Annotated in this window: 20 protein-coding genes; 12 read left to right on the top strand and 8 right to left on the bottom strand. The window is 66.9% G+C overall.

Annotation, left to right across the window (positions count from 1 at the left end; genetic code table 11):
* Positions 1 to 111 precede the first annotated feature (111 nt).
* Positions 112 to 870 (bottom strand): IclR family transcriptional regulator, encoded by a 759-nt coding sequence (locus HG262_RS07215; RefSeq protein ID WP_169270364.1) that lies wholly within the window; start codon positions 868 to 870, stop codon positions 112 to 114.
* 161 nt (positions 871 to 1,031) lie between these two features.
* Here HG262_RS07215 and xsc point away from each other — a divergent pair, with 161 nt between their 5' ends.
* From xsc to HG262_RS07160, 11 genes are all read left to right on the top strand, one after another.
* The gene (gene xsc / locus HG262_RS07210) at positions 1,032 to 2,843 is read left to right on the top strand and encodes a sulfoacetaldehyde acetyltransferase (protein ID WP_169270363.1); all 1,812 of its coding nucleotides are present in this window, start codon (positions 1,032 to 1,034) and stop codon (positions 2,841 to 2,843) included.
* An 81-nt stretch (positions 2,844 to 2,924) separates the two neighbouring features.
* On the top strand, positions 2,925 to 3,863 hold the full coding sequence (locus tag HG262_RS07205; RefSeq protein ID WP_169270362.1) for a bifunctional enoyl-CoA hydratase/phosphate acetyltransferase: 939 nt from the start codon (positions 2,925 to 2,927) through the stop codon (positions 3,861 to 3,863).
* 133 nt (positions 3,864 to 3,996) lie between these two features.
* Positions 3,997 to 5,574 (top strand): ABC transporter substrate-binding protein, encoded by a 1,578-nt coding sequence (locus HG262_RS07200; RefSeq protein ID WP_169270361.1) that lies wholly within the window; start codon positions 3,997 to 3,999, stop codon positions 5,572 to 5,574.
* A 12-nt stretch (positions 5,575 to 5,586) separates the two neighbouring features.
* Positions 5,587 to 6,555, top strand: coding sequence for an ABC transporter permease (locus tag HG262_RS07195; RefSeq protein ID WP_169270360.1), 969 nt, complete (start codon positions 5,587 to 5,589; stop codon positions 6,553 to 6,555).
* Positions 6,552 to 7,454, top strand: a complete 903-nt coding sequence (locus tag HG262_RS07190) for an ABC transporter permease (RefSeq protein WP_169270359.1) — start codon at positions 6,552 to 6,554, stop codon at positions 7,452 to 7,454. The genes HG262_RS07195 and HG262_RS07190 overlap by 4 nt, the downstream gene beginning before the upstream one ends.
* The gene (locus tag HG262_RS07185) at positions 7,451 to 8,449 is read left to right on the top strand and encodes an ABC transporter ATP-binding protein (RefSeq protein ID WP_169270358.1); all 999 of its coding nucleotides are present in this window, start codon (positions 7,451 to 7,453) and stop codon (positions 8,447 to 8,449) included. Before HG262_RS07190 ends, HG262_RS07185 begins: the two co-directional genes overlap by 4 nt.
* On the top strand, positions 8,446 to 9,471 hold the full coding sequence (locus HG262_RS07180) for an oligopeptide/dipeptide ABC transporter ATP-binding protein (RefSeq protein ID WP_211186990.1): 1,026 nt from the start codon (positions 8,446 to 8,448) through the stop codon (positions 9,469 to 9,471). The genes HG262_RS07185 and HG262_RS07180 overlap by 4 nt, the downstream gene beginning before the upstream one ends.
* A 25-nt stretch (positions 9,472 to 9,496) precedes the next feature.
* Positions 9,497 to 11,152: an amidohydrolase gene (locus tag HG262_RS07175; protein ID WP_169270357.1), complete on the top strand. Its 1,656-nt coding sequence runs from the start codon at positions 9,497 to 9,499 to the stop codon at positions 11,150 to 11,152.
* A gap of 1 nt (position 11,153) precedes the next feature.
* Positions 11,154 to 12,125, top strand: a complete 972-nt coding sequence (locus tag HG262_RS07170; protein WP_169270356.1) for a GTP-binding protein — start codon at positions 11,154 to 11,156, stop codon at positions 12,123 to 12,125.
* A 110-nt stretch (positions 12,126 to 12,235) separates the two neighbouring features.
* A complete protein-coding gene (locus HG262_RS07165) occupies positions 12,236 to 12,628 on the top strand; it encodes a nuclear transport factor 2 family protein (protein WP_169270355.1) in 393 nt (130 codons plus the stop codon).
* 68 nt (positions 12,629 to 12,696) lie between these two features.
* Positions 12,697 to 14,112: an FAD-dependent oxidoreductase gene (locus HG262_RS07160; protein ID WP_169270354.1), complete on the top strand. Its 1,416-nt coding sequence runs from the start codon at positions 12,697 to 12,699 to the stop codon at positions 14,110 to 14,112.
* Positions 14,113 to 14,134: 22 nt separating this feature from the next.
* On the opposite strand, the gene HG262_RS07155 is transcribed toward HG262_RS07160, so the two are convergent.
* The 7 genes from HG262_RS07155 to HG262_RS07125 form a co-directional block, all read right to left on the bottom strand.
* Positions 14,135 to 15,673, bottom strand: a complete 1,539-nt coding sequence (locus tag HG262_RS07155; protein WP_169270353.1) for a PLP-dependent aminotransferase family protein — start codon at positions 15,671 to 15,673, stop codon at positions 14,135 to 14,137.
* Between the two features lie 130 nt (positions 15,674 to 15,803).
* A complete protein-coding gene (locus HG262_RS07150) occupies positions 15,804 to 16,631 on the bottom strand; it encodes an ABC transporter permease subunit (RefSeq protein ID WP_169270352.1) in 828 nt (275 codons plus the stop codon).
* Positions 16,624 to 17,460, bottom strand: a complete 837-nt coding sequence (locus tag HG262_RS07145; RefSeq protein WP_169270351.1) for a taurine ABC transporter ATP-binding protein — start codon at positions 17,458 to 17,460, stop codon at positions 16,624 to 16,626. The genes HG262_RS07150 and HG262_RS07145 overlap by 8 nt, the downstream gene beginning before the upstream one ends.
* A 30-nt stretch (positions 17,461 to 17,490) precedes the next feature.
* Positions 17,491 to 18,519, bottom strand: a complete 1,029-nt coding sequence (gene tauA, locus HG262_RS07140) for a taurine ABC transporter substrate-binding protein (protein ID WP_169270350.1) — start codon at positions 18,517 to 18,519, stop codon at positions 17,491 to 17,493.
* A 229-nt stretch (positions 18,520 to 18,748) separates the two neighbouring features.
* Positions 18,749 to 19,294: a GTP cyclohydrolase I FolE gene (gene folE / locus HG262_RS07135; RefSeq protein ID WP_169270349.1), complete on the bottom strand. Its 546-nt coding sequence runs from the start codon at positions 19,292 to 19,294 to the stop codon at positions 18,749 to 18,751.
* A gap of 129 nt (positions 19,295 to 19,423) precedes the next feature.
* Entirely contained in the window at positions 19,424 to 20,080 is a 657-nt protein-coding gene (locus HG262_RS07130; RefSeq protein ID WP_169270348.1) for a response regulator transcription factor, read from the bottom strand.
* Positions 20,077 to 21,498, bottom strand: coding sequence for a cache domain-containing protein (locus tag HG262_RS07125; protein WP_169270347.1), 1,422 nt, complete (start codon positions 21,496 to 21,498; stop codon positions 20,077 to 20,079). Before HG262_RS07125 ends, HG262_RS07130 begins: the two co-directional genes overlap by 4 nt.
* Before the next feature lie 313 nt (positions 21,499 to 21,811).
* Here HG262_RS07125 and HG262_RS07120 point away from each other — a divergent pair, with 313 nt between their 5' ends.
* Complete coding sequence (locus tag HG262_RS07120; RefSeq protein ID WP_169270346.1) at positions 21,812 to 23,893, top strand: carbon starvation CstA family protein; 2,082 nt, start codon at positions 21,812 to 21,814, stop codon at positions 23,891 to 23,893.
* The last annotated feature ends 4 nt before the right edge of the window (positions 23,894 to 23,897 follow it).

Here is a 23,897-nt window from a genome sequence, read left to right as displayed (position 1 = left end):
TGTAAGCCCTGGGCAGGGCTTGGCCGCCGCCTGGGCGGGCGGCATGCTCAGATAAATAGGGGGCGCGCACAAGGGCGGGGGGCGTGGAACGAGTCGTGACGCCGGTTGCCGCTACGGCTGCGGCTCGTACGTGCTGGCCAGTGCGCGGGCGGCAGCCTGCATGCGCGGCAGCCACGCCCGCGCGCCGTCGATGGACAGGCGGGCCACCGGCGCGTGCAGGGCCACGGCGGCGATGACACGCGGCCCGTGCAGGATGGGCACGGCCATGCAGACGATGCCCAGCAGGAACTCTTCGCGGTCGAAGCTGGCGCCTTCCTTCTTGATGACGCGTAATTCGTGCTCAAGCGAGGCCACGTCGCACAGGGTGTTGGGCGTATAGCGCGGCAAGGGGGCGGCGGCCAGCAGGCGCGCGCGCGGCTCGCGCCGCATGTGGGCCAGGAACAGTTTGCCGCTGGCCGAACAATGCAGCGGCACCCGCGAGCCGGTCTGCAGGTTCACGCGCAGCGGCCAGGCGGTTTCCACGCGGTCCAGATAGATGACCTCGTCGCCGTCCAGCATGGTGCAGTTGCAGGTTTCGCCGATTTCATCGACCAGGCTGTCCAGGATGCGGTGGCGTTCCCCGCGCAACGGGGAATTCAGCAGCGTCTCGCGCGCCAGCGCGCTCAGGCGCGGACCGCTGACATAGCTTTTGCCGGCGGGTTCGCGCAGCAGCATGCCGGCTTCGACCAGCCGCGTCAGGATGCGCAGCACGGACGGTTTGGGCAGGCCGGTGGCGTCGGTCAGCGCCGCCAGCGACACGGGGGTTTCGGATCGGGCGACCTGTTCCAGCAAGGTCAGCGCGCGCAACGCGGCGGAGGATTCGTCTTTCATCTTTCAATAATTGAAGATTCGGCGGCCAACGGCCTATCGTCGCACGGATTTTGCAGAAAATGAAACGCCATGGGGTGGGACGCGCCGGTTTTCTCCGGCAGTATCGATTCACCCCGGCCACGATGCAACCACACAAGCGCCGGCCTGCCAGGAGAGAGACCATGAGCAGCAAGCAACACATGACCCCCAGCGAAGCGTTTGTCGAAACGCTGGTCGCCCAGGGCGTCAAAGACGTATTCGGCATTGTCGGTTCGGCCTTCATGGATGCGCTGGACCTGTTTCCCGCCGCGGGCATCCGCTTCGTGCCCACGGTGCATGAGCAGGGCGCCGCGCACATGGCGGACGGCTACTCGCGCGTCACCGGCCGCCATGGCGTGTGCATTGCGCAGAACGGCCCGGGCATCACCAACTTCGTGACCGGCGTGGCCGCGGCATATTGGGCGCACAGCCCGGTGGTAGCGATCACGCCCGAGACGGGCACCGCCGGCATGGGGCTGGGCGGCTTCCAGGAAACCGAACAGCTGCCTATTTTTTCCCGCATCACCAAGTACCAGGCGCATGTGAACCGCCCGGACCGCATGGCGGAATTCACGGCCAAGGCCTTTGACAACGCCTTGGCCGAACGCGGCCCCACGCAGTTGAACATCCCGCGCGACTACTTCTATGGCGAGATCGACGTGGCGATTCCCGAGCCGCGCCGCATCCGCCGCGGGCCGGGCTCGGAAGAGGATCTGGAGGCGGCGGCCCGCTTGTTGGCCGAGGCCAAGTTTCCGGTCATCGTGGCCGGCGGCGGCGTGCTGTTCTCGGAAGGCCAGGCCGAATGCGTGGCCCTGGCCGAATTGCTGGGCGCCCCCGTCGTGACCAGCTATCTGCACAACGATGCGTTCCCCGCCAGCCATCCGCTGTGGTGCGGGCCTTTGGGCTACCAGGGCGCCAAGGCCGGCATGAAGCTGCTGTCGCAAGCGGACGTGGTGCTGGCGCTGGGCACGCGGCTGGGGCCTTTCGGCACCTTGCCGCAGCACGGCCTGGACTATTGGCCGCAAGGCGCGCGCATCATCCAGGTGGACGCCGACCACCGCATGCTGGGCCTGGTGCGGCCGGTGTCGGTGGGCATCTGCGGCGACGCGCGGCCTGCCGCCGCGGCATTGACCGCCAAGCTGAAGGGCCGCGACGTCGCCTGCGCCCGCACCAAGGCGGCGCGCGGCGACCAGATCGCGTCGCAGAAGGCAGAATGGGAAAAGGAACTGGACGGGTGGTCGCATGAGCGCGACGACTGGAGCCTGGACATCATCGAGCAGGGCGGCGGCCGCATGCATCCCCGCCGCATGCTGCGCGAGCTGGAACGCGCAATGCCCAAGCACGTGATGGTGTCCACCGACATTGGCAACATCTGCTCGGTGTCCAACAGCTATCTGCGCTTCGACGAACCGAACTCCATGCTGGCCGCAATGAGCTTCGGCAACTGCGGCTATGCGTTGCCGGCGCTGATCGGTGCCAAACTGGGGCGCCCCGACCGGCCGGCCGTGGCCTACGTGGGCGACGGCGCATGGTGCATGAGCTTCCAGGAATTGCTGACCTGCGTGCGCGAGAAGATTCCGGTGACGGCCGTGGTCTTCCATAACGGGCAGTGGGGGGCGGAAAAGAAGAACCAGGTGGACTTCTACGGGCGCCGCTTCGTGGGCAGCAACCTGCTCAACCCCAACTTCGCCGAACTGGCGCAGGCCATGGGTGCGCAAGGCATCCGCGTCGAACATGCCGATCAGGTCGGCGCCGCGCTGCAGGCGGCATGCAAGGCGCAATCGGAAGGCAAGACCACGGTGCTGGAGATGATGGTCAGCCAGGAACTGGGCGACCCTTTCCGGCGCGATGCGCTCAAGCAGCCGCTGCGTCTGCTGGACAAGTACAAACAGTATGTGAACCAGCCGTTCCATTCGGGCGAAGTGCCGCTGTCGATCGAACCCGCCAAGGGTTGACCGATGCTTGCGGCGCGGCAGGTGCCGCGCCGCAAGCATCTCCTCTGATTTTGCGGACAGCCGCGGCAGGAGCACGTATCCATGGCAATCGATCGCTTGTTCGAATCTCTGCGCGATGCCGCGCTATCGGCTGGGCGGCAACGCACCGCGGTCGCCTATCCCCTGTGTTTGTCGAGTCTGGGCGCGGCGCTCCAGGCCCGGGACGCCGGTTATATCGAACCGGTGCTGGTCGGGCCGGCGCGCCGCATCGCGGCCTTGCTGGCCGAGATGGGCGTGCGCGCCGGCGACTTGGAGATCTTGGATACCCCCGATGACGAGAAGGTGGCGGCGCGCACGGCCGCCGCCTTGGCGCGCGACGGCGCGGCCGCCATGCTGATGAAGGGCAGCCTTCACACCGACCATTTCATGTCGGCCGTGGTGGCACGAGAATCCGGGTTGCGCACAGACCGTCGCATCAGCCACGCGTTCGTCATGGCGGTCGCTGCGTATCCCAAGCTGTTCATCCTGACGGACGCCGCCGTCAACATCGCGCCAACCTTGCAGGAAAAGGCGGACATCGCCCAGAACGCGATTGATCTGGCGCGGGCGCTGGGGGTGCCGCGTCCGAAGCTTGCCGTGCTGTGTGCCACCGAATCCGTCAATCCGTCGATGCCGGCCACGCTGGACGCCGCCGCCCTGTCGAAAATGGCCGATCGCCAGCAGATCCGCGGCGGCGACATCGACGGGCCGCTGGCGTTCGACAACGCGATCTCGCGAGACGCGGCGGAGCAAAAGGGCATCGTGTCGCGTGTGGCGGGCGATGCCGACATCCTGCTGGTGCCGGACATCGAGGCGGGCAACATGCTCTACAAGGAACTGACCTGGCTGGCAGGCGCCGGGACGGCCGGGCTGGTGCTGGGCACGCGCGTGCCGGTGCTGTTGACGAGTCGGTCTGATTCCATGGAGGCCCGGGTCAATAGCTGCGCGGTTGCGGTCCTGTATGCGCGCGCCGTTGCCGCAAACCCTTCCGGCCTGCCTTGAAGGTGTTCACGGCAACGCTGGCACCAAAGACTCTGTCTGTTTGGTACTAAGGCCTGGTCCATTGGGTGGCTACGCTAGTGCGCAAGCCATCCCATGAATGGCCGGGTAGCAAACACATCAAGGGGAATAAATCATGCGCAGCGCACGACAAGGCTTTGCAACGATTCTGGCGGTGATGGCGATGGCGGGCGGGGTCGCTGCGGCGGATGCGCCCAAACCCGGCGGCACGCTGGTGGTGGGGTCGACGCAGGTGCCGCGGCACCTGAACGGCGCCGTGCAATCGGGCACCGCGACCGCCTTGCCCAGCGCACAGCTCTTCGCCAGTCCCCTGCGGTACGACGCCGACTGGAAGCCACAACCCTACCTGGCCGAATCCTGGGAACTCGCGCCCGACGGCAAGTCCCTGACCTTGCATCTGCGCAAAGACGCCGTGTTCCATGACGGCAAGCCCGTCACGTCGGCTGACGTCGCGTTTTCCGTCATGGCGGTCAAGAACAACCACCCGTTCCAGACCATGTTCGCGCCCGTGCAATCCGTGGACACCCCGGACCCCCACACGGCCGTGCTGCGCATGAGCCAACCGCATCCGGCGATTCTTCTTGCGCTGTCGCCGGCCCTGATGCCGGTGTTGCCCAAGCACATCTACGACGACGGCCAGGACATCAAGACCCACCCCCGGAATTCGGCGGACGTGGTGGGCTCAGGCCCGTTCAAGTTCAAGGAGTTCAAGCCGGGGCAGGAGATCGTGCTGGAGCGCTTCGACAAGTTTTTCCTGCCGGGCAAGCCCTATCTGGACCGGATCGTGGTGAAGATCAATCCGGATGCGACCAACCTGCTGATTGGCCTTGAGCGCGGCGACATCGGGGCGTTGCCCTTCATGACCGAGCCGACCATCTTGCGCCGCGCCAAGGACAACCCCGCCATCGTCATGACCAACCGTGGCTACGAAGGCATCGGCGCGCTGAGCTGGCTGGCCTTCAACACGGCGCGCAAACCGTTGAACGACGTGCGCGTGCGGCAGGCGATCGCGTACGCGACCGACAAGGGCTTCATCACGAAGGCGTTGAATGCGGGCTTCGCCAAGCCCGCCGATGGCCCCATCGTCGGTACCAGCCCCTTCGCGACGTCTGACGTGAAGAAGTACCCGCTTGACCTGAAGAAGTCCGAGCAACTGCTGGAAGAGGCCGGTTTCAAGAAAGACGCCAAGGGCGAGCGCCTGACGCTGACGGTCGACTACATGCCGGGTTCTGACGTGCAGGGCAAGAACGTGGCGGAGTACCTGCGCAGCCAGCTGAAGAAAGTGGGCATCGCGGTGCAGGTCCGCGCCTCGCCCGATTTCCCCACGTGGGCCAAGCGCATCGCCAGCCATGATTTCGACATGACGACGGACATCGTCTTCAATTGGGGCGACCCGGTCATCGGCGTGCACCGCACCTACTTGTCCAGCAACATCCGCGACATCATCTGGACCAATACGCAGTCCTATGCCAATCCGAAAGTGGACGCGCTGCTGGCGCAGGCCGGCATGGAGACCGACATGGAAAAGCGGCGCGCGCAATACGCCGAGTTCCAGCGCCTGGTGACCGAGGACGTGCCCATCGATTTCCTGACGGTCATCCCGTACCACACCCTGACGTCCAAGAAAGTGCACGGCATGCCAGAGGGGATCTGGGGCATGCTGGCCCCGCTGGACGACGTTTACCTGCAATAAGACGAGGCCGCCATGCTGCGTTTTCTGTTGCGCCGTCTTGCCTACGCGGGGCTGTTGCTGCTGGCCGTGGTGACGCTGAACTTCCTGCTGATCCATATCTCGCCCGGCGATCCCGTCGAAACCATCGCCGGCTCCATGGGCGGCATCAGCGAAGACCTGCGGGCGCAGTTGCGCACGCAGTACGGGCTGGACAAGCCCTTTCTGGTGCAACTGGGCCTGTACCTGGCGCAGGTGCTGCGCGGCGACCTCGGCTATTCCTACTTCTTCAACGTGCCGGTGGCGCAGCTGATCTGGGAGCGCGTGCCCGCCACGCTGCTGCTGGTGGTGACATCGGTGTTCAGCGCATTCATCGTCGGCACGCTGCTGGGCACGCTGGCCGCCAGGAAGCCGAACGGGCCCCTGTCCCAAGGCATCACGCTGCTGTCGGTGGTGGGCTATTCGGCGCCGGTGTTCTGGACGGGCATCATCCTCATCATCCTGTTCGCGTCCGCGTTGCCGATCTTCCCCGTGTCCGACATGCGGTCGGCGGGCGGCCCGCAGGACGGTTGGGCGGGCATGCTGGACGTGCTGCACCATCTGGCGCTGCCGGCCTTCACGCTGGCGTTCGTCTACCTGGCCCAGTACAGCCGGCTGGCGCGTGCCAGCGTCATGGAGGCGCTGTCGGCCGACTACATCCGCACGGCGCGTGCCAAAGGTCTGCCGGAACGGTCGGTCCTGTACAAGCACGCGCTGCGCAACGGCGTGCTGCCGGTGGTGACGATGCTGGGCCTGCAGTTTGGCAACGTGCTGGCCGGCGCCATCCTGGTCGAAACGGTCTTCAATTGGCCGGGGCTGGGGCGGCTGGCGTTCGACTCGGTGCTGCGGCGGGACTACCCGACGCTGTTGGGCATTTTGTTGTTCGCCTCGCTGCTGGTGGTGGTGATGAATCAGCTAACCGATCTGGCTTACCGCCTGATCGATCCCAGGATCAAGACATCATGAGCCAGGCCCCTTCCGCCATTCCTCTTGCCGCCGTGGCGGCCACCGCGTCTCGCGCGCCGGCCAGGCAATCGTATGAAGCCCTGCGGGTGTTCATCCGAAACCCCTCGGCGGTGTTCGGCGTGCTGCTGCTGACGGCCATCCTGGCGGTGACGATCTTCGGGCCGATGCTGATGCAGGCGGATCCGTTCGAAATCGCCAGCGCGCCCATGGATCCGCCGGGCGGCGACATGCTGCTGGGCACCGACTACCTGGGCCGCGATGTGCTGACCGGCATGGTGTACGGCGGCCGCGCGACCTTGCTGGTGGGCGTGGTGGCCGCGGTGTTGTCGATGGCCATCGGTCTGACGGTCGGCGCGCTGGCCGGCTACTACGGCGGCTGGGTCGACGAGACGCTGATGCGCATCACCGAATTCTTCCAGGTGCTGCCCACCTTGCTTTTTGCGATGGTACTGGTGACGCTGTTCACGCCGTCGCTTGCGACCATCGCGGTGGCGATCGGCGTGGTCAGCTGGACGGGCACGGCGCGGCTGGCACGAGGCGAATTCCTGCGCTTGAAACGGCGCGAGTACGTGCTGGCCGAACGCGTGATTGGCGCGAGCGACGCGCGCATCATCTGGCGGGTGATCCTGCCCAACGCGCTGGCGCCGCTGATCGTGTCGGCCACGCTCGCCATCGGTACGGCGATCCTGTTTGAGGCCGGCCTGTCGTTCCTGGGGCTGGGCGATCCGAACATTATGAGTTGGGGGCTGATGATCGGCAGCAACCGCCCCTACATTCTCACGGCCTGGTGGGCCGTGACGCTGCCCGGCGCGGCCATTTTCCTGACCGTGCTGGCCGTCAGCCTGATCGGCGACGGGCTGAACGACGCGTTGAATCCCACGTCGCGGGGCCGCTCATGAACGACCGCCTGCAAGTCCCCGCCCTGGAAGTCGAGTCGCTCAGCCTGGAGTTCCGTGCGCGCGGCCGGGTGGCCGAGGTGTTGAGCGAAGTCAGCTTCGCGCTGCGCGCGGGCGAGACCCTGTGCCTGGTCGGCGAATCCGGTTGCGGCAAGAGCATGACGGCGCTGGCCATCATGCGTCTGATTCCGGCGTTGGGCCGGATCGGCGCGGGCCGTGTCCGCCTGTCGGGCGCGGATCTGGCGCTGCACGACGACGAGGCCATGCGGCGCGTGCGCGGCAACAAGATCTCGATGATTTTCCAGGAACCCATGACCGCGCTGAACCCCGTCTACACGGTAGGCGACCAGATCGCCGAGCCCCTGCGGCTGCACCAGGGCTTAAGCCGTGCGGACGCCCGGGTGCGCGCCATCGACATGCTGAAGTCGGTGGGCATTCCGGTGCCCGAGCGCCGCGTGGACGACTATCCGCACCAGATGTCCGGCGGGATGCGCCAGCGGGTGATGATCGCCATCGCGCTGGCCTGCGACCCCGACGTGCTGATCGCCGATGAGCCGACCACGGCGCTGGATGTCACCGTGCAGGCGCAGATTTTCGACCTGCTGCGCGAGCAGCAGGCGCGCCGTGGCACCGCGGTGCTGCTGATCACGCACGACATGGGCGCGGTGTCCGAAATGGCTGACCGCGTCGTCGTCATGTATGGCGGGCGGGTGGTCGAGCAGGGCGGCGTGCGGCAGATCCTGGCGCATCCCCGCCATCCCTATACGCAGGGGCTGATCGCCTGCCTGCCCGAACTGGACCGCGAACCGGACGACATCCGCCCGGACCTGCCCGAAATCCCTGGCGTGGTGCCGTCTGTGTGGGACCGCGGCGTGGGCTGCCCCTTTTTGGACCGTTGCAGCCGGTCGCTTGCGCGCTGCCGCAGCGAATTCCCGCCGTTGGCGCGCGTGGCCGAGGGCCAGGACGTGGCCTGTTGGCTCTATCAGGAGGCCGCATGATGGCGCAGCCGCACGTTCCCGCATTGCTGTCGGTCCGGAACCTGGCCGTGCATTTTCCCGTGGGCGGGAAGGGCCGCGACGGCAAGCCGGTGGTGGTCAAGGCGGTCGACGGCGTGTCGTTCGACCTGGCCCGCGGCCGCACGCTGGCGATCGTGGGCGAGTCCGGCTCGGGCAAGACCACCACGGCGTTGTCGGTGCTGCGGCTGGCCGACCCGACGTCGGGCTCGATTCATTTCGACGGCACGGACCTGACCGCCCTGGGCGGATCGTCGTTGCGGCAGATGCGCCGGCGGCTGCAACTGGTGTTCCAGGACCCCTATTCGTCGCTGAACCCGCGCCAGCGCGCCGAAGACATCGTGCGGGCGCCGCTGGACCTGATGCGTATCGACCCGCCTGGCGGGCGCGAGGCGCGGGTGGCCAAAATGTTCGAACTGGTCGGCCTGCGGCCCGAACAACGCCAGCTGTTTCCGCACCAGTTTTCCGGTGGCCAGCGGCAGCGCTTGAACGTTGCGCGGGCGCTGGCCAGTGCACCCGACCTGATCGTCTGCGACGAACCCGTGTCGGCGCTGGACATCGCCATCCGCGCGCAGATCCTGAACCTGCTGCGCCGGATCCAGCGCGAACAGGGGCAATCGTTCTTGTTCATTTCGCACGACATGGCCGTGGTCGAGCACATCTGCGACGACATCGCGGTGATGTACCTGGGCAAGATCATTGAACAGGCGTCACGCCGCGCCTTTTTCACGCGCCCCTTGCATCCGTACAGCGTGGCGCTGATGTCTGCCGTGCCGACGGTCAAAGGGGGACGCGAATCCGCCGCCCGCCGCGTGCGGCTGATGGGCGACCCGCCCAGTCCGGTGAACCCGCCGCCGGGCTGCTGCTTCGCCGGGCGGTGTCCGGCCGCGCAGCCCGACTGTTCCGCGCGCGAGCCCGAACTGCGCGAGGTCGTGCCCGGCCATCGCGTCGCCTGCCATTTCGTAGCGGTCCGCGACGGCGCCCTGGTGGCGCCGCTTGCGGGCTGATCCCAACCGTCACAAGGAACCCTCGATGACCCGGCCTGAAGGCAAGACGACGATCTACGCCGCCCGCAGCATCCTGACTATGAATCCGGCTCAACCGCGCGCCACCCATGTGGCGGTGCGGGACGGCCGCATCCTGGGGGTGGGCCGCAGGGAAGACCTGGACGGCTGGGGGCCGGCCGACGTGGATGACCGGTATGCGGACAAGGTGCTGATGCCCGGCCTGGTGGAAGGGCACTGCCATCTGCCCGAAGGCGGCATGTGGAAATTCGTGTACGTGGGCTACTACGACCGCCGCGGACCGGATGGCCGCCTGTGGAGCGGGCTGAAGAGCTTCGATGCGGTCGCCGGCCGCCTGCGCGACGCCGAGCAGAGCCTGCCGAAGGGCGAAACCCTGATCGGCTGGGGCTTTGACCCGATCTTCTTCGACGGCCAGCGGATGCGTGTCCAGGACCTGGACCGCGTGTCGCCCGAGCGGCCCATCGTCGTCATGCACGCCAGCATGCACTTGATGAACGTGAATACGCCGATGCTCGCTCGCGCAGGCATCGACCGCGACACCGACATCGAAGGCGTGACGCGGATGGAAGACGGCCGGCCCAGTGGCGAACTTTGCGAATTCGCCGCCATGTTCCCGGTCATGCGTCTGATCGGCAGCCCGTTCCGGACCGTGGGCTTGTCGGAAGACGGGCTGCGCATGTTCGGCAAGGTGGCGCAGTGGGCGGGCGTGACCACCGCGACGGACCTGGTCAATGAATTGGGCGACGAAGGCATCGCGACGCTGGCGCGCATTACGGCGGAACCGGATTATCCCGTGCGTATCGTGCCCGCCGCGTCGGCGCTGACCTACGCGGGCGATCCGGCGCGTTGCCTGGAGAAGCTGGCGGCGGCCAAGCGGATGAACCACGACAAGCTGCATCTGGGTATGGTCAAGCTGGTGGTGGATGGATCGATCCAGGGCTTTACCGCGCGGGTGCGTTGGCCGGGGTATTACAACGGCGCGCCCAACGGTATCTGGGTCATCGCGCCGGCCGAACTGGACGCGACGGTCCAGGCCTATCACGACGCCGGCGTGCAATTGCACATCCACACGAACGGCGACGAAGCCACCCAGCGCGCGATCGAGGCCGTGGACCTGGCGCTGCGCCGCACGCCGCGCCGCGACCACCGGCACACGTTGCAGCATTGCCAGATGGCCGACGCGGCGCAGTTCCGGCGGATGGCCAGCCTGGGCATGTGCGCCAACCTGTTCGCCAACCATATCTACTATTGGGGTGACGCCCATTACGCGCTCACCATGGGGCCGGACCGGGCCAACCGCATGGACGCCTGCGCATCGGCAGCGCGGGCGGGCGTGCCGTTTTCGATCCATTCCGATGCCCCGATCACGCCGCTCGGCCCGTTGTTCACCGCTTGGTGCGCCGTCAACCGCCTGACCGCGTCGGGCCGTGTCCTGGGCGAGTCCGAGCGGATCAGCGTGGACGCGGCGCTGCACGCCGTCACGCTGGGCGCAGCCTATACCTTGCATATGGACCATCTGGTCGGTTCGATCGAAGTGGGCAAGTACGCGGACTTCTGTGTGTTGGACGAGGATCCCGCCAGGGTGCCTGCCGACCGGCTGAAAGACCTTGCCGTTCTGGGCACCGTCGTCGGCGGGCGGCCGTTGGCCCTGGAAGGGGCCTGAGATGGCCGGCACGGGCGTGGCGCGCATACCGTTGACGGTCATTGGCGGCTTTCTGGGCGCGGGTAAGACGACGCTGCTGAATCATGTGCTGGGAGCCAGCCGCCGCCGCGCGGCGGTGCTGGTCAACGACTTCGGACCCATTGATATCGACGCCGGCTTGGTCGCGCAGCGCGCGGACGAAGTGATCCGGCTGGCCAACGGCTGCGTCTGCTGTTCGATGGCCGGCGGGCTGGACGACGCGCTGGCGCGCGTGCTGGCGCTGGACCCGCCGCCGGAGTGGATCGTGATCGAAGCCAGCGGTGTGTCGGATCCCTCGCGCATCGCGCAGGTCGGGATGTGCGACCCGCTGCTGCAGCTGGAAGGCGTGGTGGTGCTGGTGGATGCCGCGAACGTACAGGCGTTGGCCGCGGATCCCCTGCTGAGCGACACGGTGGCGCGGCAACTGCGGGCGGCCGATCTGCTGGTGCTGAACAAGACCGACCTCACGACGCCGGAAGACCTGACGCAGGTGCGCGCCTGGCTGCGGGACGTGACGCAAGGCGCGGCCATGATCGACACCCGGGAAGGGCGCGTCGATCTGCGCTGCCTGTCCGGCGACGCCGGGTCGGGCGCGTCGGGGCACGATTGCGCGCATACCGGTTGCGGCCATGCCGCGCATCGTGCCGCAATGCCGAATCAAGACCCCGATCATCCTTTCCAAAGCTGGCTCTGGGAAGCCCCCGGCACCCTGAACGCTGATCAACTGGCGGAGCAGCTTCGGCAGATGCCCCGACAACTGTTAAGGGGGAAAGGCTGGGTCCGCACCGACCGGCATGGCCTCGTGCTGGTGCAATGGGCGGGCCGCCGCGTGCGCTACGACACGCAGGCCGCGCCACCCGAAGGCCTGGACGCAGAAGGGCTGGTGTTCATCGGCCTGCGCGACGCCATCGATCCGCGGCAAGTGTCCGCGACGCTCTTGCCCGCCACGGCGTGACTGGTGCAAGCGATTTTCCGCTTCTGGTTCTAGACCCTGCCAGACCGCTCTCGTACCTTGGATCCTGTACGCAGGCGCATGCCGCGCCGGCGTCTATCGGAGGGTAGGCAATGCACAAGACCGTCACCGTGGAGATGTTGGCCGAATTCGCGGCCGCCTGGAACCGCCACGATATCGATGCCTTGATGAGTTTCATGAGCGAGGACTGCGTATTCGAGACCGTGGGGGGGCCGGACGCGTGTGGCAGCCGGCACACCGGACCGGAAGCGGTCCGCGCGGCATTCGCCGCCGCGTGGAAGAACTTTCCCGATGCGCAATGGAACAACGGCCGGCATTGGGTGGCGGGTGAGCGTGGCGTGTCCGAATGCACCTTCACCGGCACCGCCGCGGACGGGTCGCGGGTGGAAGCCGACATGGTCGACGTCTTCACGTTCCAGGACGGCAAGATCCGCGTGAAGAACGCGTTCCGCAAGCAGCGCCCGGCTTTGCCGGCCCGTGCCTGAGGCCGCGCCTCGGGCCTCGGAAGCACTCCGGGACCTTTCCGGAAACACCCAGGACACGGATTCGAAGCATGGATACCCAAATGCCCTTCGACACCTCACGCCCGCCCCGAGCGGCCACCCCAGGGGCCAACGCCTATAACCCGACCTATGATCCGCTGGTTTCGCCGCCCGGCCGGGGCCAGGACTACGCGCCCACCTATTGGGTCGCCAGTGCCGGCGATCCGCCCGAGGACGACGGGCCGATCCAGGGCGATGTCGATGCCGACATGGTGATCGTCGGATCGGGATTCACCGGCTTGTCGGCTGCGTTGACGCTGGCGCGCGACTTCGGCGTGCGCGCGCTGGTGCTGGAAGCCAACCGCGTCGTCTGGGGCTGCACCAGCCGCAATGGGGGCCAGGGGCAAAACGCGTCCGGCCGCCTGTATCGCTCGCAATGGATCGAACGCTGGGGGTTGGACACCGCCCGCCGCCTGGACGCGGAAATCCGCGAGGGCTTCGAATACTGGAAGAGCCTGGTCGCGCAAGTGGACTGCGACGCGCAGCCGGGCGGTCATTTGTACACGGCGCACCGCCAGAAGAAGATGGCGTTCCTTGCGAACGAGGCCCGCGTGATGCGCGAGGTGTTCGGTTACGACGCCAGGATGCTTGGCAAGACCGAACTGCGCGAACGCTATGTGGACGACCATGAAGCGGTCGGTGCCATGCATGAACCGGACGGCGTGGGCGTGCATCCGCTGAAGCTGGCGTATGGCTACCTGCGCCAGGCGCGCGCGCTGGGCGTGCGCGTGCATCCGTCCAGCCCCGTGCTGGGCTGGCGCAAGGAAAACGGTGTCATCCTGCTGGAGACGCCAGGGGGCGTAGTGCGCGCGCGCCGCGTGGCGTTCGCGACGGGCGGCTATACCGCGCAGGGTGTGAACCCGTTGCTGGACAATCGCATCATGCCGGTGTTGTCGAATTCGCTGGTGACGCGGGTGCTGTCACCGGCCGAACGCGAGGCGGCGGGGTTGAAGAGCACGGTCTTCATCACCGATACGCGCACCTTGCGCTTCTACTACCGCCTGCTGCCGGACGGCCGCATGCAGATCGGCAGCCGCAGCGCGTTGCGCGGCGCGGATGCCGAGCATCCCCGCCATCTGGCGCTGCTGCGCGAAGGCCTGGCGCGCAAGTTCCCGTCGTTGCGCGGCGTGGAGGTCGCGTATTCGTGGTGGGGCTGGGTGGACGTCAGCCACGACATGATGCCGCGCGTGACGCAACCGGATCCCGCGTTGCCCGTGTACTACGCGTTCGGCTACGGCGGCAACGGCGTGGCGTTCTCGGCGCATGCGGGCAGGCGGCTGGCTGAACGGATGATGGGCAAGGACGGCCCCGCCTGGGACCTGCCCATCTACGATTCGCCGCTGCCCGGGCACTTGTTCGCGCCGTTCCGTCGGATCGGGCAGGGCCTGCTGTACCGTTGGTATCACCTGCGCGACGAGCACCTGTAGCGTCCGCCGGCGCGGCGCGTGGCTATGCCGCCGTTCGCAAGCGGTAGCGGTGCACGACCTGCGCCAGCTTTTCGATCCCCGGCCCGATATGCTCGGGCCGGATCGACGTAAAGCCCACGCGCAGGTAGTTGCGCGGAGCGTCTGCGCCGTTCATGAAGAACACGTTCCCCGGTTCCACCACCACGCCTTCGGCCAGCGCCGCTTCGGACAAAGCGGCGGCATCCAGCCACGGCGGGCCGGCCAGCCAGCAGGACGACGAGCCCGTGATGGGAATCGCCTTGAAATCGGGCAGATGCCGGGCCAAGGCCTGGGCCAGCTCGGCGCCGCGCTTCTGGTAGGCCTGCGACTGCTTGCGCAGCAGCGAATGGTGATGGCCCAGCGAGATGAACAGCGAGAAGGCGCGCTGGATATAGGCGGACGGGTGGCGCAGCATCAGCCGGCGCAGGGCCCGCAGTTCGCTGGTCAGTTCGCGCGGCGCGACGATATAGCCGATGCGCAGGCCCGGCGCGAACGACTTGGCCAGGCTGCCGACATAGATGACGCGGCCGTCGCGGTCCAGGCTTTTCAGCGCGGGGATCGCGCCTTCGCCCCAGCGGCTTTCACTTTCGAAATCATCTTCGATGATCATGCTGTCAGCCTGACGCGCCAGCGCCAGCAGGGTCTCGCGTCGGTCCATCGCCAGTGTGACCGTGGTGGGGCATTGGTGGCCGGGCGTGACGAAGACGTAGTCGCACCCGAGCAGATGGGTGCCGGTGCACAGGCCGCGCTCGTCCACCGGCAGCGGCAACAGGTTGCGCGTATGGCTGGCGAAGATGTTGCGGGCATCGGGGTAGCCGGGATCTTCCATGCCGACCACGGTGTCGTCGTTGACCAGCAGGTCGGCCAGCAGGTAAAGCGCGTGCTGCGCACCCACGGTGATGACGATTTCCTCGGCGTCGGCCCAGACGCCCCGGCGCGGCAGCACCTGCGTGCGGATCTGTTCGATCAGCGTCGGGTCGTCGTGGGTGATGAGGTCGGGCGCCCAGCTGCGGATATCCAGCACGGAAAGTGCCTTGATGCAGCATTCGCGCCATTCGGCGGTGGGAAACAGGTCGGGGTCGAACTGGCCATACACGAAGGGGTAGGGTTGCTTCTGCCAATCTTGCGGTTTGGTGATATTGCGCTGCCGTGAAGGCCGGAAGCGCAGCCTTTCATCCCATCGCACGCGCCGCGGGTCGGGCGCATCGTCCAGCGGCGCGGCGTGGGCGGCATCAGAGGCCGAACCGGAATGCCCCTGCATGACGGAATCGCAGACGAAGTGGCCGCTGCGTTCGCGTGACACCAGATACCCCTCGCTGACCAGTTGCTGGTACGCGAAAACCACCGTGTTGCGGGCGATGCGCAACTGGTCGGCCAGTTGCCGGCTGGAGGGCACCGGCATGCCGGGCGGCAGGTGGCCGCTGAGGATGGCCGACACCAGCATCTGGCGCACGCGGCCTTGCAGGCTGAGGTTGGGCGCGCTTTCCCTTTCAAACAGGCGTTCCCACAACACAGGCTTGAGCATCGAGGCCTGGCTGGACATGACGGCTCCTTGTGACGGCGATGCGGGACCCCGGCGCAGGGCGCGGGCGGGGTCGGGTTCCGGATCTGAGCCTCAGGATAGAGGAGCCACCAGGGCGAAGAAATGGGGGATTGCCCTGTCGGTAACCGTCTTAGATGCGTCCCTTCCAGGGGATGGCGAATTTCTCCAGGTAGCGCACCAGCAGGTCGAAAGCGAAGGCGAACACGCCGATCACGATAATGCCCATGATGACGGTGTCGCTGGCCAGGAATTGGGCGGCGTTCAGCACCATGAATCCCAGGCCCCGGTCGGCGGCCACCATTTCGGCGGCCACCAGCGTGGTCCATCCGACCCCGATGCCGATGCGCATGCCCGTGAAGATCTCGGGCATCGCCGCCTTCAGGATTACGTGCCAGACGATCTGCATCCGCGTGCCGCCCATGGCGTAGGCGGCATGGATCTGTTCGATGGATACCGACCGCACGCCTGCGCGGGCGGCGATCGCCATGGGCGCGAAGATGGCCAGGTAGATCAGCAGGATTTTCGGGAACTCTCCGATGCCGAACCAGATGATGATGAGCGGCAGATAGGCCAGCGGCGGCAGCGGGCGGTAGAACTCGATGGGCGGGTCGAAGATGCCGCGCGCAAATCGGTTGACGCCCATCAGGATGCCCACGGGAATGGCGGTGAGGCAGGCCAGGAAGAATGCGCCGAAGACCCGCGTCAGGCTGGCCAGCGCATGCTCGGCCAGCGTGGAATTGGCGACGCCGTCCGTCATGGCCGAGACGAACTTGTCGTACACGGCGATCGGGGACGGCAGGAACAGCGGCCGCACCCAGCCCGCGCTGGTCACCAGGAACCACAGGGCGATCAGCGCCAGGCTGGTCAAGAGGCTGATGTGCCCGCTGTAGCCGGCGCCTGGCGCGCCATAGACCATCCCCGGCGTCGCGGGCTTGTGCCCGGACCGGTTCCTAGACATGGACGGCTTCGGGCGAGGCGGCGGCGCGCTCGTCGCCGTAGATGATGCCAAGGACTTGTTCGCGCATGGCGATGAAGTCGGGACTGGATTTGATGCCACGTCCATCGCGGGTCTCCAGGTAGCGCCGGTTGAAGTCCGGCGTGAAGGTGTGCGTGATGCGGCCCGGGCGAGGCGACATGACGATCAGCCGCGACCCCAGGAAGAGCGCCTCTTCCACGCTGTGGGTGATGAAGAAGAACATCTTGCTGGTCTGCCGCCAGATATCCAGCAGCAGCTCCTGAATGGTTTCGCGCGTCAGCGCGTCCAGCGCGGCCATCGGTTCGTCCATCAGCAACATGGCAGGGTCGCAGGTCAGCGCGCGGGCGATGCCCACGCGCTGCTGCATGCCGCCTGACAGCTGGTAGATCATGTGGCGGTGGAAATCCTGCAGGCCCACCAGTTCCAGGTTGCGGCGGGCGCGGGCGCGGCGGGTCTCCTTGTCCACGCCTTGCAGCTTCAGCCCGAACTCCGTGTTCTCCAGCACGTTCAGCCAGGGCAGCAGGGCGTGCTTCTGGAAAACAACGCCCCGGTCGGCGCCGGGCCCCACGATGGGCCGGCCGCCCAGCGTGATTTCGCCCTCGGTGGGCGACAGGAACCCGGCCAGCAGGCTGAGCAAGGTGGTCTTGCCGCAGCCCGAGGCGCCCAGCGCGACGACGAATTCGCCGGGCTGGATGGTCAGGTTGACGTTCTGCAGCGCGATCACCGGTCCGCTGTCGTGCAGGCCGGGATAGGTGACGCTGACTTGTTCCGCGCATAGCCGCTGCGCGGCGGAGGTGGACGGCATGGTCATGCGGGCTCCCCTTGAGGCGCGCCGGGCCGTTTACTTGGCCGCGGCCTTCGCGTACTGGTCGGTGACATGCGGGCTGTAATCGGCCAGAGCGCGATCGATCTGCTTCTGGTCTTTCAGGAACGTGGCGCTTGCCCCGAAGGCGCGCGCCGCGCCCGATTCCTTGCCGCCGCCCAGCCACTCGTTCGAGGCCTGTTCCTGCGCGGTGGGGAACACCAGCAGGCCCAGCGCTTCGACGACGTCGTCGGGCTTGCCGCCGATCAGGCGCACGATACCCTTGACCTGGGGCGATTCAGCGGTCCACTTGGCGCCGTTGGCGCGGTAGTCGGCGTAGGACTTGGCCAGCACGCCGGTGAAGGCGGCCATGAATTTCGGGTTCTTGGCGGCCCAGGCGCGGTCCACCACGATGCCATCGAACGTCGGCACGCTGGCGGCGCCGATCTGCTGCGAATCGGCGATGATCTTGCCGCTCTTGGCAATTTCCGTCAGCGCGGGCGGCCAGACATACGCGGCGTCGATGTCGCCGCGCTGCCAGGCGGCGACGATCTGCGGCGGTTGCATGTTCAGGATGCGCACGTCGCGCGGCGAAATCTTCCAGACTTGCTCCAGCCCCACCAGCAGGTGGAAGTGGGAGGTCGACACGAAGGGCGTGGCGACCCGCTTGCCCTTCAGGTCGGCCGTGCTGTTGATGCCGGAGCCGTTGCGGGCGACCAGCGCTTCCGATTTTCCGATGTTGTCCAGGACCCAGAACAGCTGCATGTCGACGCCCCGGGTGGCGGCCGAGGTGATGCCGGTGGACCCGAGGACGCCGACCGGCACGTTGCCGGAGGCCAGCGCGGTGGAGATGTCGCCGCCGGACGTGAACTGCCGCCAGTCGACCTGGTAGCCGGCCTCTTTTAACGCGGTGTCGAAGCTGCCGTCCGCGATGGCGGACAGGAACGGCCCCACGATCAGCTGATAGCCCACGACCAGCTTGGTCTGGGCGTAGGCGGGTGCGGCCAGCAGCGCGGCGGCCAGGCCGGCAAGGGTGCAGCGGCGGATGTGGCGGAATATCGCGTTCATGGTGGTCTCCGAGAGAGAGCGGCCGCGCCCCGGCGCAACCGGCTTGCTGGGTGCCAGTTTGCCCGGATGGGACCAGAACGCTAGGGCCAGATGCCTGGATCAGTAGGAGCCAAACGCCAGGGGCCCAATGCGGCCGGGCCCGGCCGCCGCGCCGGCGATGCCGGGTACAGGCATCGTCGGCGCAGCGGGCGGGCCCGCGATATGCGCCAAAAGAAGGGAGGGGGTCCTGCTATCGGATGAGACTGAGGAATTCGGCCCGGGTCGACGGGTTGTCGTGGAATTCGCCCAGCATCACCGACGTGACCATGGACGAGTTCTGCTTTTCCACGCCGCGCATCATCATGCACATGTGCTGGGCTTCGATGACGACGGCCACCCCCGCCGCACCGGTGACGGTCTGGACGGCTTCGGCGACCTGACGGCTGAGGTTTTCCTGAATCTGCAGGCGACGGGCGTACATCTCGACGATGCGGGCGACCTTGGACAGGCCCAGCACGCGGCCCGCCGGCAGGTAGGCCACGTGGGCCTTGCCGATGAAAGGCAGCATGTGGTGCTCGCACAGCGAATACAGCTCGATGTTCTTGACCAGCACGATTTCGCGGGTGTCCGAGGTGAACAGCGCCCCGTTGACGATTTCGTCCAGATTCTGGCCGTAACCGCGGCACAGGTGGCGCATGGCCTTGGCCGCGCGGGCGGGCGTATCGGCCAGCCCTTCGCGGGACGGGTCTTCCCCTAGTGCTTCGAGAATGGCGGTGTAGTGCTTTTCCAATGACATGGGGACTCCTGGGGGCAGCGCGCGCGTCGTGGCGTTGTGTTGTGTCGTCTGGCGTCGGGGACGCCACAATGGAGGCAAGTCTACCGCAGCGTGGGCGGCGGGTCAGGCGGCCGACGCGGATTCCGAGACCTAAACGCCCCGGTTCTCGACGGCGTACTTGATCAGTTCGGCCTGCCCGTCGATGCCCAGCTTGCGCTTGATGTTCAACCGGTGCGTCTCGACCGTGCGCACGGACAGGCCCAGCGCCTGGGCGATCTGCTTGTTGGCCTGGCCGCTGGCGATATGGCGCAGCACGTCGCGTTCGCGCTGCGTCAAGAGGGTAGCGGGGGCGCTGGCCTGGGACAGCCGCACGGCCACGGCCGCGCTGAAGTAGCTGCGGCCTGCCACCACCGCGCCGATGGCCGTGACGATCTCTTCGGCCGGTTCGTCCTTCAGCAGATAGCCCCGGGCGCCGGCCTTCACCGCCTGCACCATGTATTCGGGGTTGTCGTGCATGGACAGCACCAGCACGGCGATTTGCGGATAGCGTTCGTGCAATTGCGCCGTGAGCTCCAGTCCGCCCACGCCCGGCATGTTCAGGTCCATCAGCACCAGATGGGGCAGGGTGTCGCCCTGGGGATCCTCCACCAGGCACGCCGCCAGGAACATCAGCGCCGCCTGCGCGTTGCCGGCTTCGCCCACTACGCGCAGGCGCGGCACGGTCTCCAGGCGCAGGCGCAGCCCGTCGCGTACCAAAGGGTGGTCGTCGACCAGCAGGAGTCGGATGGCGTCGTCGGTGTCGGTCATGCTTGGGTCGTCGCGGTAGGGGCGGACAGGGCCGGCAGGGGCAGCCAGGCCTGCAAGGTCGTGCCTTGGGCGTTGGTGTGGAAGCCCAGGTTACCGGATAGCGCGGACATGCGTTCGCGCATGTTGCGCAGGCCGATGCCGCGGCGCGGGTCCTGCTGGACGTCGGCGAAGTCGAAGCCGCAGCCATCGTCCGAAATCGTCAGGCGCAGGTCGTGCGCGCCGTAGGCCAGGGTCAGGTCGGCGCGGGTGGCACCGGCATGGCGCACCACGTTGGTCAGCGCTTCCTGGGTGACCCGGAACAGCGCGGTGGCGTAGGCGTCGGGCAGCTTGACCGGGCGGCCGGTGGTGCGCAGGCGGACGGCCAGCGGCGGAGCCCCCTCCGTGCTGGGGATGGCGAACTCGCGGCCCAGGTGCTCAAGCGCCGCCGGCAGGCCCAGGTCGTCCAGCAGGGTCGGGCGAAGGTTGTGCGAAATGCGCCGCACCTCGCCCACGGCGCAGTTCAGGCGGTCCAGCGCGCCACCCAGGGGTTTGTCGATATGGGCCAGCGCCTGCGGTTGCGCTGGCAATGATTGCCGTAGCCGTTCGCGCGCGGCTTCCAGCGACAGCTTGATGGATACCAGCACCTGGCTGATGCCGTCGTGCAGTTCGCGTGACAGGCGCGCGCGCTCGTCTTCCTGCGAGCGCACCAGTTGCTGGGCCATCAGCCGCAACTTGGCGTCAGATTGCCGGTGGTCGCTGATGTTCAGCGCCAGGCCGCAAGCGGCTACCCCGAGGATGGACACGGCCGCAATGCCCGCCACCCAGGCGAACATGCTGCGGATGTTGGCCTGCGCGGCGGCGTCGATGCGCACCAGAGCCTGCTCCACGTCGTCCAGGTAGATGCCCGTCCCCAGCATCCAGCCCCAGCGGTCCAGCACCACGACATACCCCAGTTTTTCCACGGTCTGGTGGGTAGAGGGCTTTTCCCACAGGTAGTGCACCACCTCGCCTTGCTGGCCGCCGCGGCGGGCGGCCGTCAACAGGTTCTGGATGACGGTCTGGCCATGTGTGTCGCGCAGGTTCCAGAGGTCTTGGCCGACCAGTTCGGGCTGGCGCGGATGCATCAGGTTCTTGCCCTGCAAGTCGTAGACAAAAAAGTAGCCGTCGTGGCCGAACTCCATCTGCGCCAACAGTTCCAGCGCCCGCTGGCGCGTGGCCTCGTCGTCGCCCGCCGCCTGCAAAGGGGCGACGGCGCTGTAGGCCAGGCTGACGTAATGCCGCAATTCACTTTCCTTGCTGGCCAGCCAGGCGCTTTCCACGACCTGCTTTTCGCGCTGGGCCAGTTGCAGCCCCTGCACATAGACGGCCACGGTGATGGCGGCCACGGCCACCAGCAGGGGCACGGCGGCAAGTAGCAGGATTTTCAGGCGCAGCTTCATATTGTGGAGTTCAACCCGGATAAGGATTGGTGCGATGCATCACGACGGCTTCGCCTTAAGAGTCATTGGTCGACGGGCCGGATTTTACGGTTTCCACCGGGTTTTGTTGCAGCGCAATGCGTAGTACCACGTACGCGGATTGCGTAGTTCCGCGCTTGTTGGCGGGGGGGCAAAACGAAATACTAACGCCCGCGTCCCCAGGACGCAGTGCGGACGCCTGCGCGCCCGCCACCCTACAACAATGAGTCTGCCTTCCGCGGGACGAAAAAAGCGTTTCACGCCACAAGCAGGGCGGGAGGCAAGAGGAGCACTTATGCATACCAGCAGTAAGGGACTGGGTCAGCACCTGGTCTGGCTGGCGGTTGCGGTACTGGGCGCGTTCGCGCTGGGCACCGTGGCGCTAGCCAGAGGGGAGACCATCAACGCGCTATGGGTGGTGATCGCCGCCGTATGCGTCTACTTGATCGCATACCGCTATTACAGCCGTTTCATCGCAAAGAACGTCTTCCAGCTGGACGCCTCGCGCATGACGCCGGCCTGGAAGCACAACGACGGCCTGGACTACGTGCCCACCAACAAGCACGTGCTGTTCGGCCACCACTTCGCCGCCATCGCCGGCGCCGGCCCCCTGGTGGGCCCGGTGCTGGCCGCGCAGATGGGCTATCTGCCGGGCATGCTGTGGATCCTGGCGGGCGTGGTGTTCGCCGGCGCCGTGCAGGACTTCACCATCCTTTTCATCTCGACCCGCCGCGACGGCCGGTCGCTGGGCGATCTGGTCAAGTCAGAACTGGGCAAGATCCCGGGCGTGATCGCGCTGTTCGGCGCCTTCATGATCATGGTGATCATCCTGGCCGTGCTGGCGCTGATCGTGGTGAAAGCGCTGACGCACTCGCCGTGGGGCACCTTCACGATCGCGGCCACCATCCCCATCGCGCTGTTCATGGGCGTGTACCTGCGCTACATCCGCCCGGGCAAGATCGGCGAGGTCTCCATCATCGGCTTTGTCGGCCTGATGGCCGCCATCACGTTCGGTCAGGACGTGGCCGCGCACCCGGTGCTGGGCCCGATGTTCGACTTCGACGGCAAGGGCCTGACCTGGATCCTGATCATCTACGGCTTTATCGCCGCCGTGCTGCCCGTGTGGCTGCTGCTGGCCCCCCGGGACTACCTGTCGACCTTCCTGAAGATCGGCACCATCCTTGGCCTGGCGATCGGCATCGTGGTCGTGGCGCCCGAACTGAAGATGCCCGCGCTGACGCAGTTCGTCGACGGCACCGGCCCGGTCTGGTCGGGCAACCTGTTCCCGTTCCTGTTCATCACCATCGCGTGCGGCGCCGTGTCGGGCTTCCATGCCCTGATCGCGTCGGGCACCACGCCCAAGCTGATCGAAAACGAAACGCAGGCCCGCTATATCGGTTATGGCGGCATGCTGATGGAATCGTTCGTGGCCATCATGGCGCTGGTGGCGGCTTGCGTGATCGAGCCGGGCATCTACTACGCCATGAACAGCCCGGCGGCCGTTATCGGCACCACGCCGGACCAGGTGGCCCAGGTCGTGTCCAGCTGGGGCTTCGTGGTCACGCCGCAAGACCTGATCCAGACGGCCAAGGACGTCGGCGAAAGCACGATCATTTCACGCGCGGGGGGCGCTCCCACGCTGGCCGTGGGCATGGCGCACATTCTGCATCAGGCCATCGGCGGCCCGGGCATGATGGCCTTCTGGTACCACTTCGCCATCCTGTTCGAAGCGCTGTTCATCCTGACCGCGGTTGACGCCGGCACGCGTGCCGGGCGCTTCATGCTGCAAGACCTGCTGGGCACCTTCGCCCCGTCGCTCAAGCGCACGGATTCGCTGCCGGCCAACCTGATCGCCACCGCCTTGTGCGTGGCGGCCTGGGGCTACTTCCTGTATCAAGGGGTGGTCGATCCGCTGGGCGGCATCAACACCCTGTGGCCGCTGTTCGGCATCGCCAACCAGATGCTGGCCGCGATTGCGCTGACGCTGGGCACTGTCGTGCTGTTCAAGATGAAGCGCGACCGCTACGCCTGGGTCACGATCCTGCCCACGCTGTGGCTGCTGGCGTGCACGCTGACGGCAGGCTGGCAGAAGCTGTTCGATGCCGACCCGCGCGTCAGCTTCCTGGCCCACGCCGCCAAGTACAACGCGGCTATCGCCGAAGGCAAAGTGCTGGCCCCGGCCAAGTCGCTGGGCGAGATGTCGCGCGTGGTGATGAACGACTACATCAACGCCGGGCTGTGCGCGATCTTCATGTTCGTGGTGGTCAGCATCGTGGTGTTCGGCTTGAAGTCGGTGCAGCGCGCACGCGCCGAGAACAAGCCGACCTCGCGCGAGACGCCCTACGAAACGCTGCCCGTCGCGGCGGGCGCGGACTGATCGC

The sequence above is a fragment of the Achromobacter sp. Bel genome (assembly GCF_012928505.1).
GTDB lineage: Bacteria > Pseudomonadota > Gammaproteobacteria > Burkholderiales > Burkholderiaceae_B > Achromobacter.
This window is presented reverse-complemented; position numbering and strand designations above follow the sequence as displayed.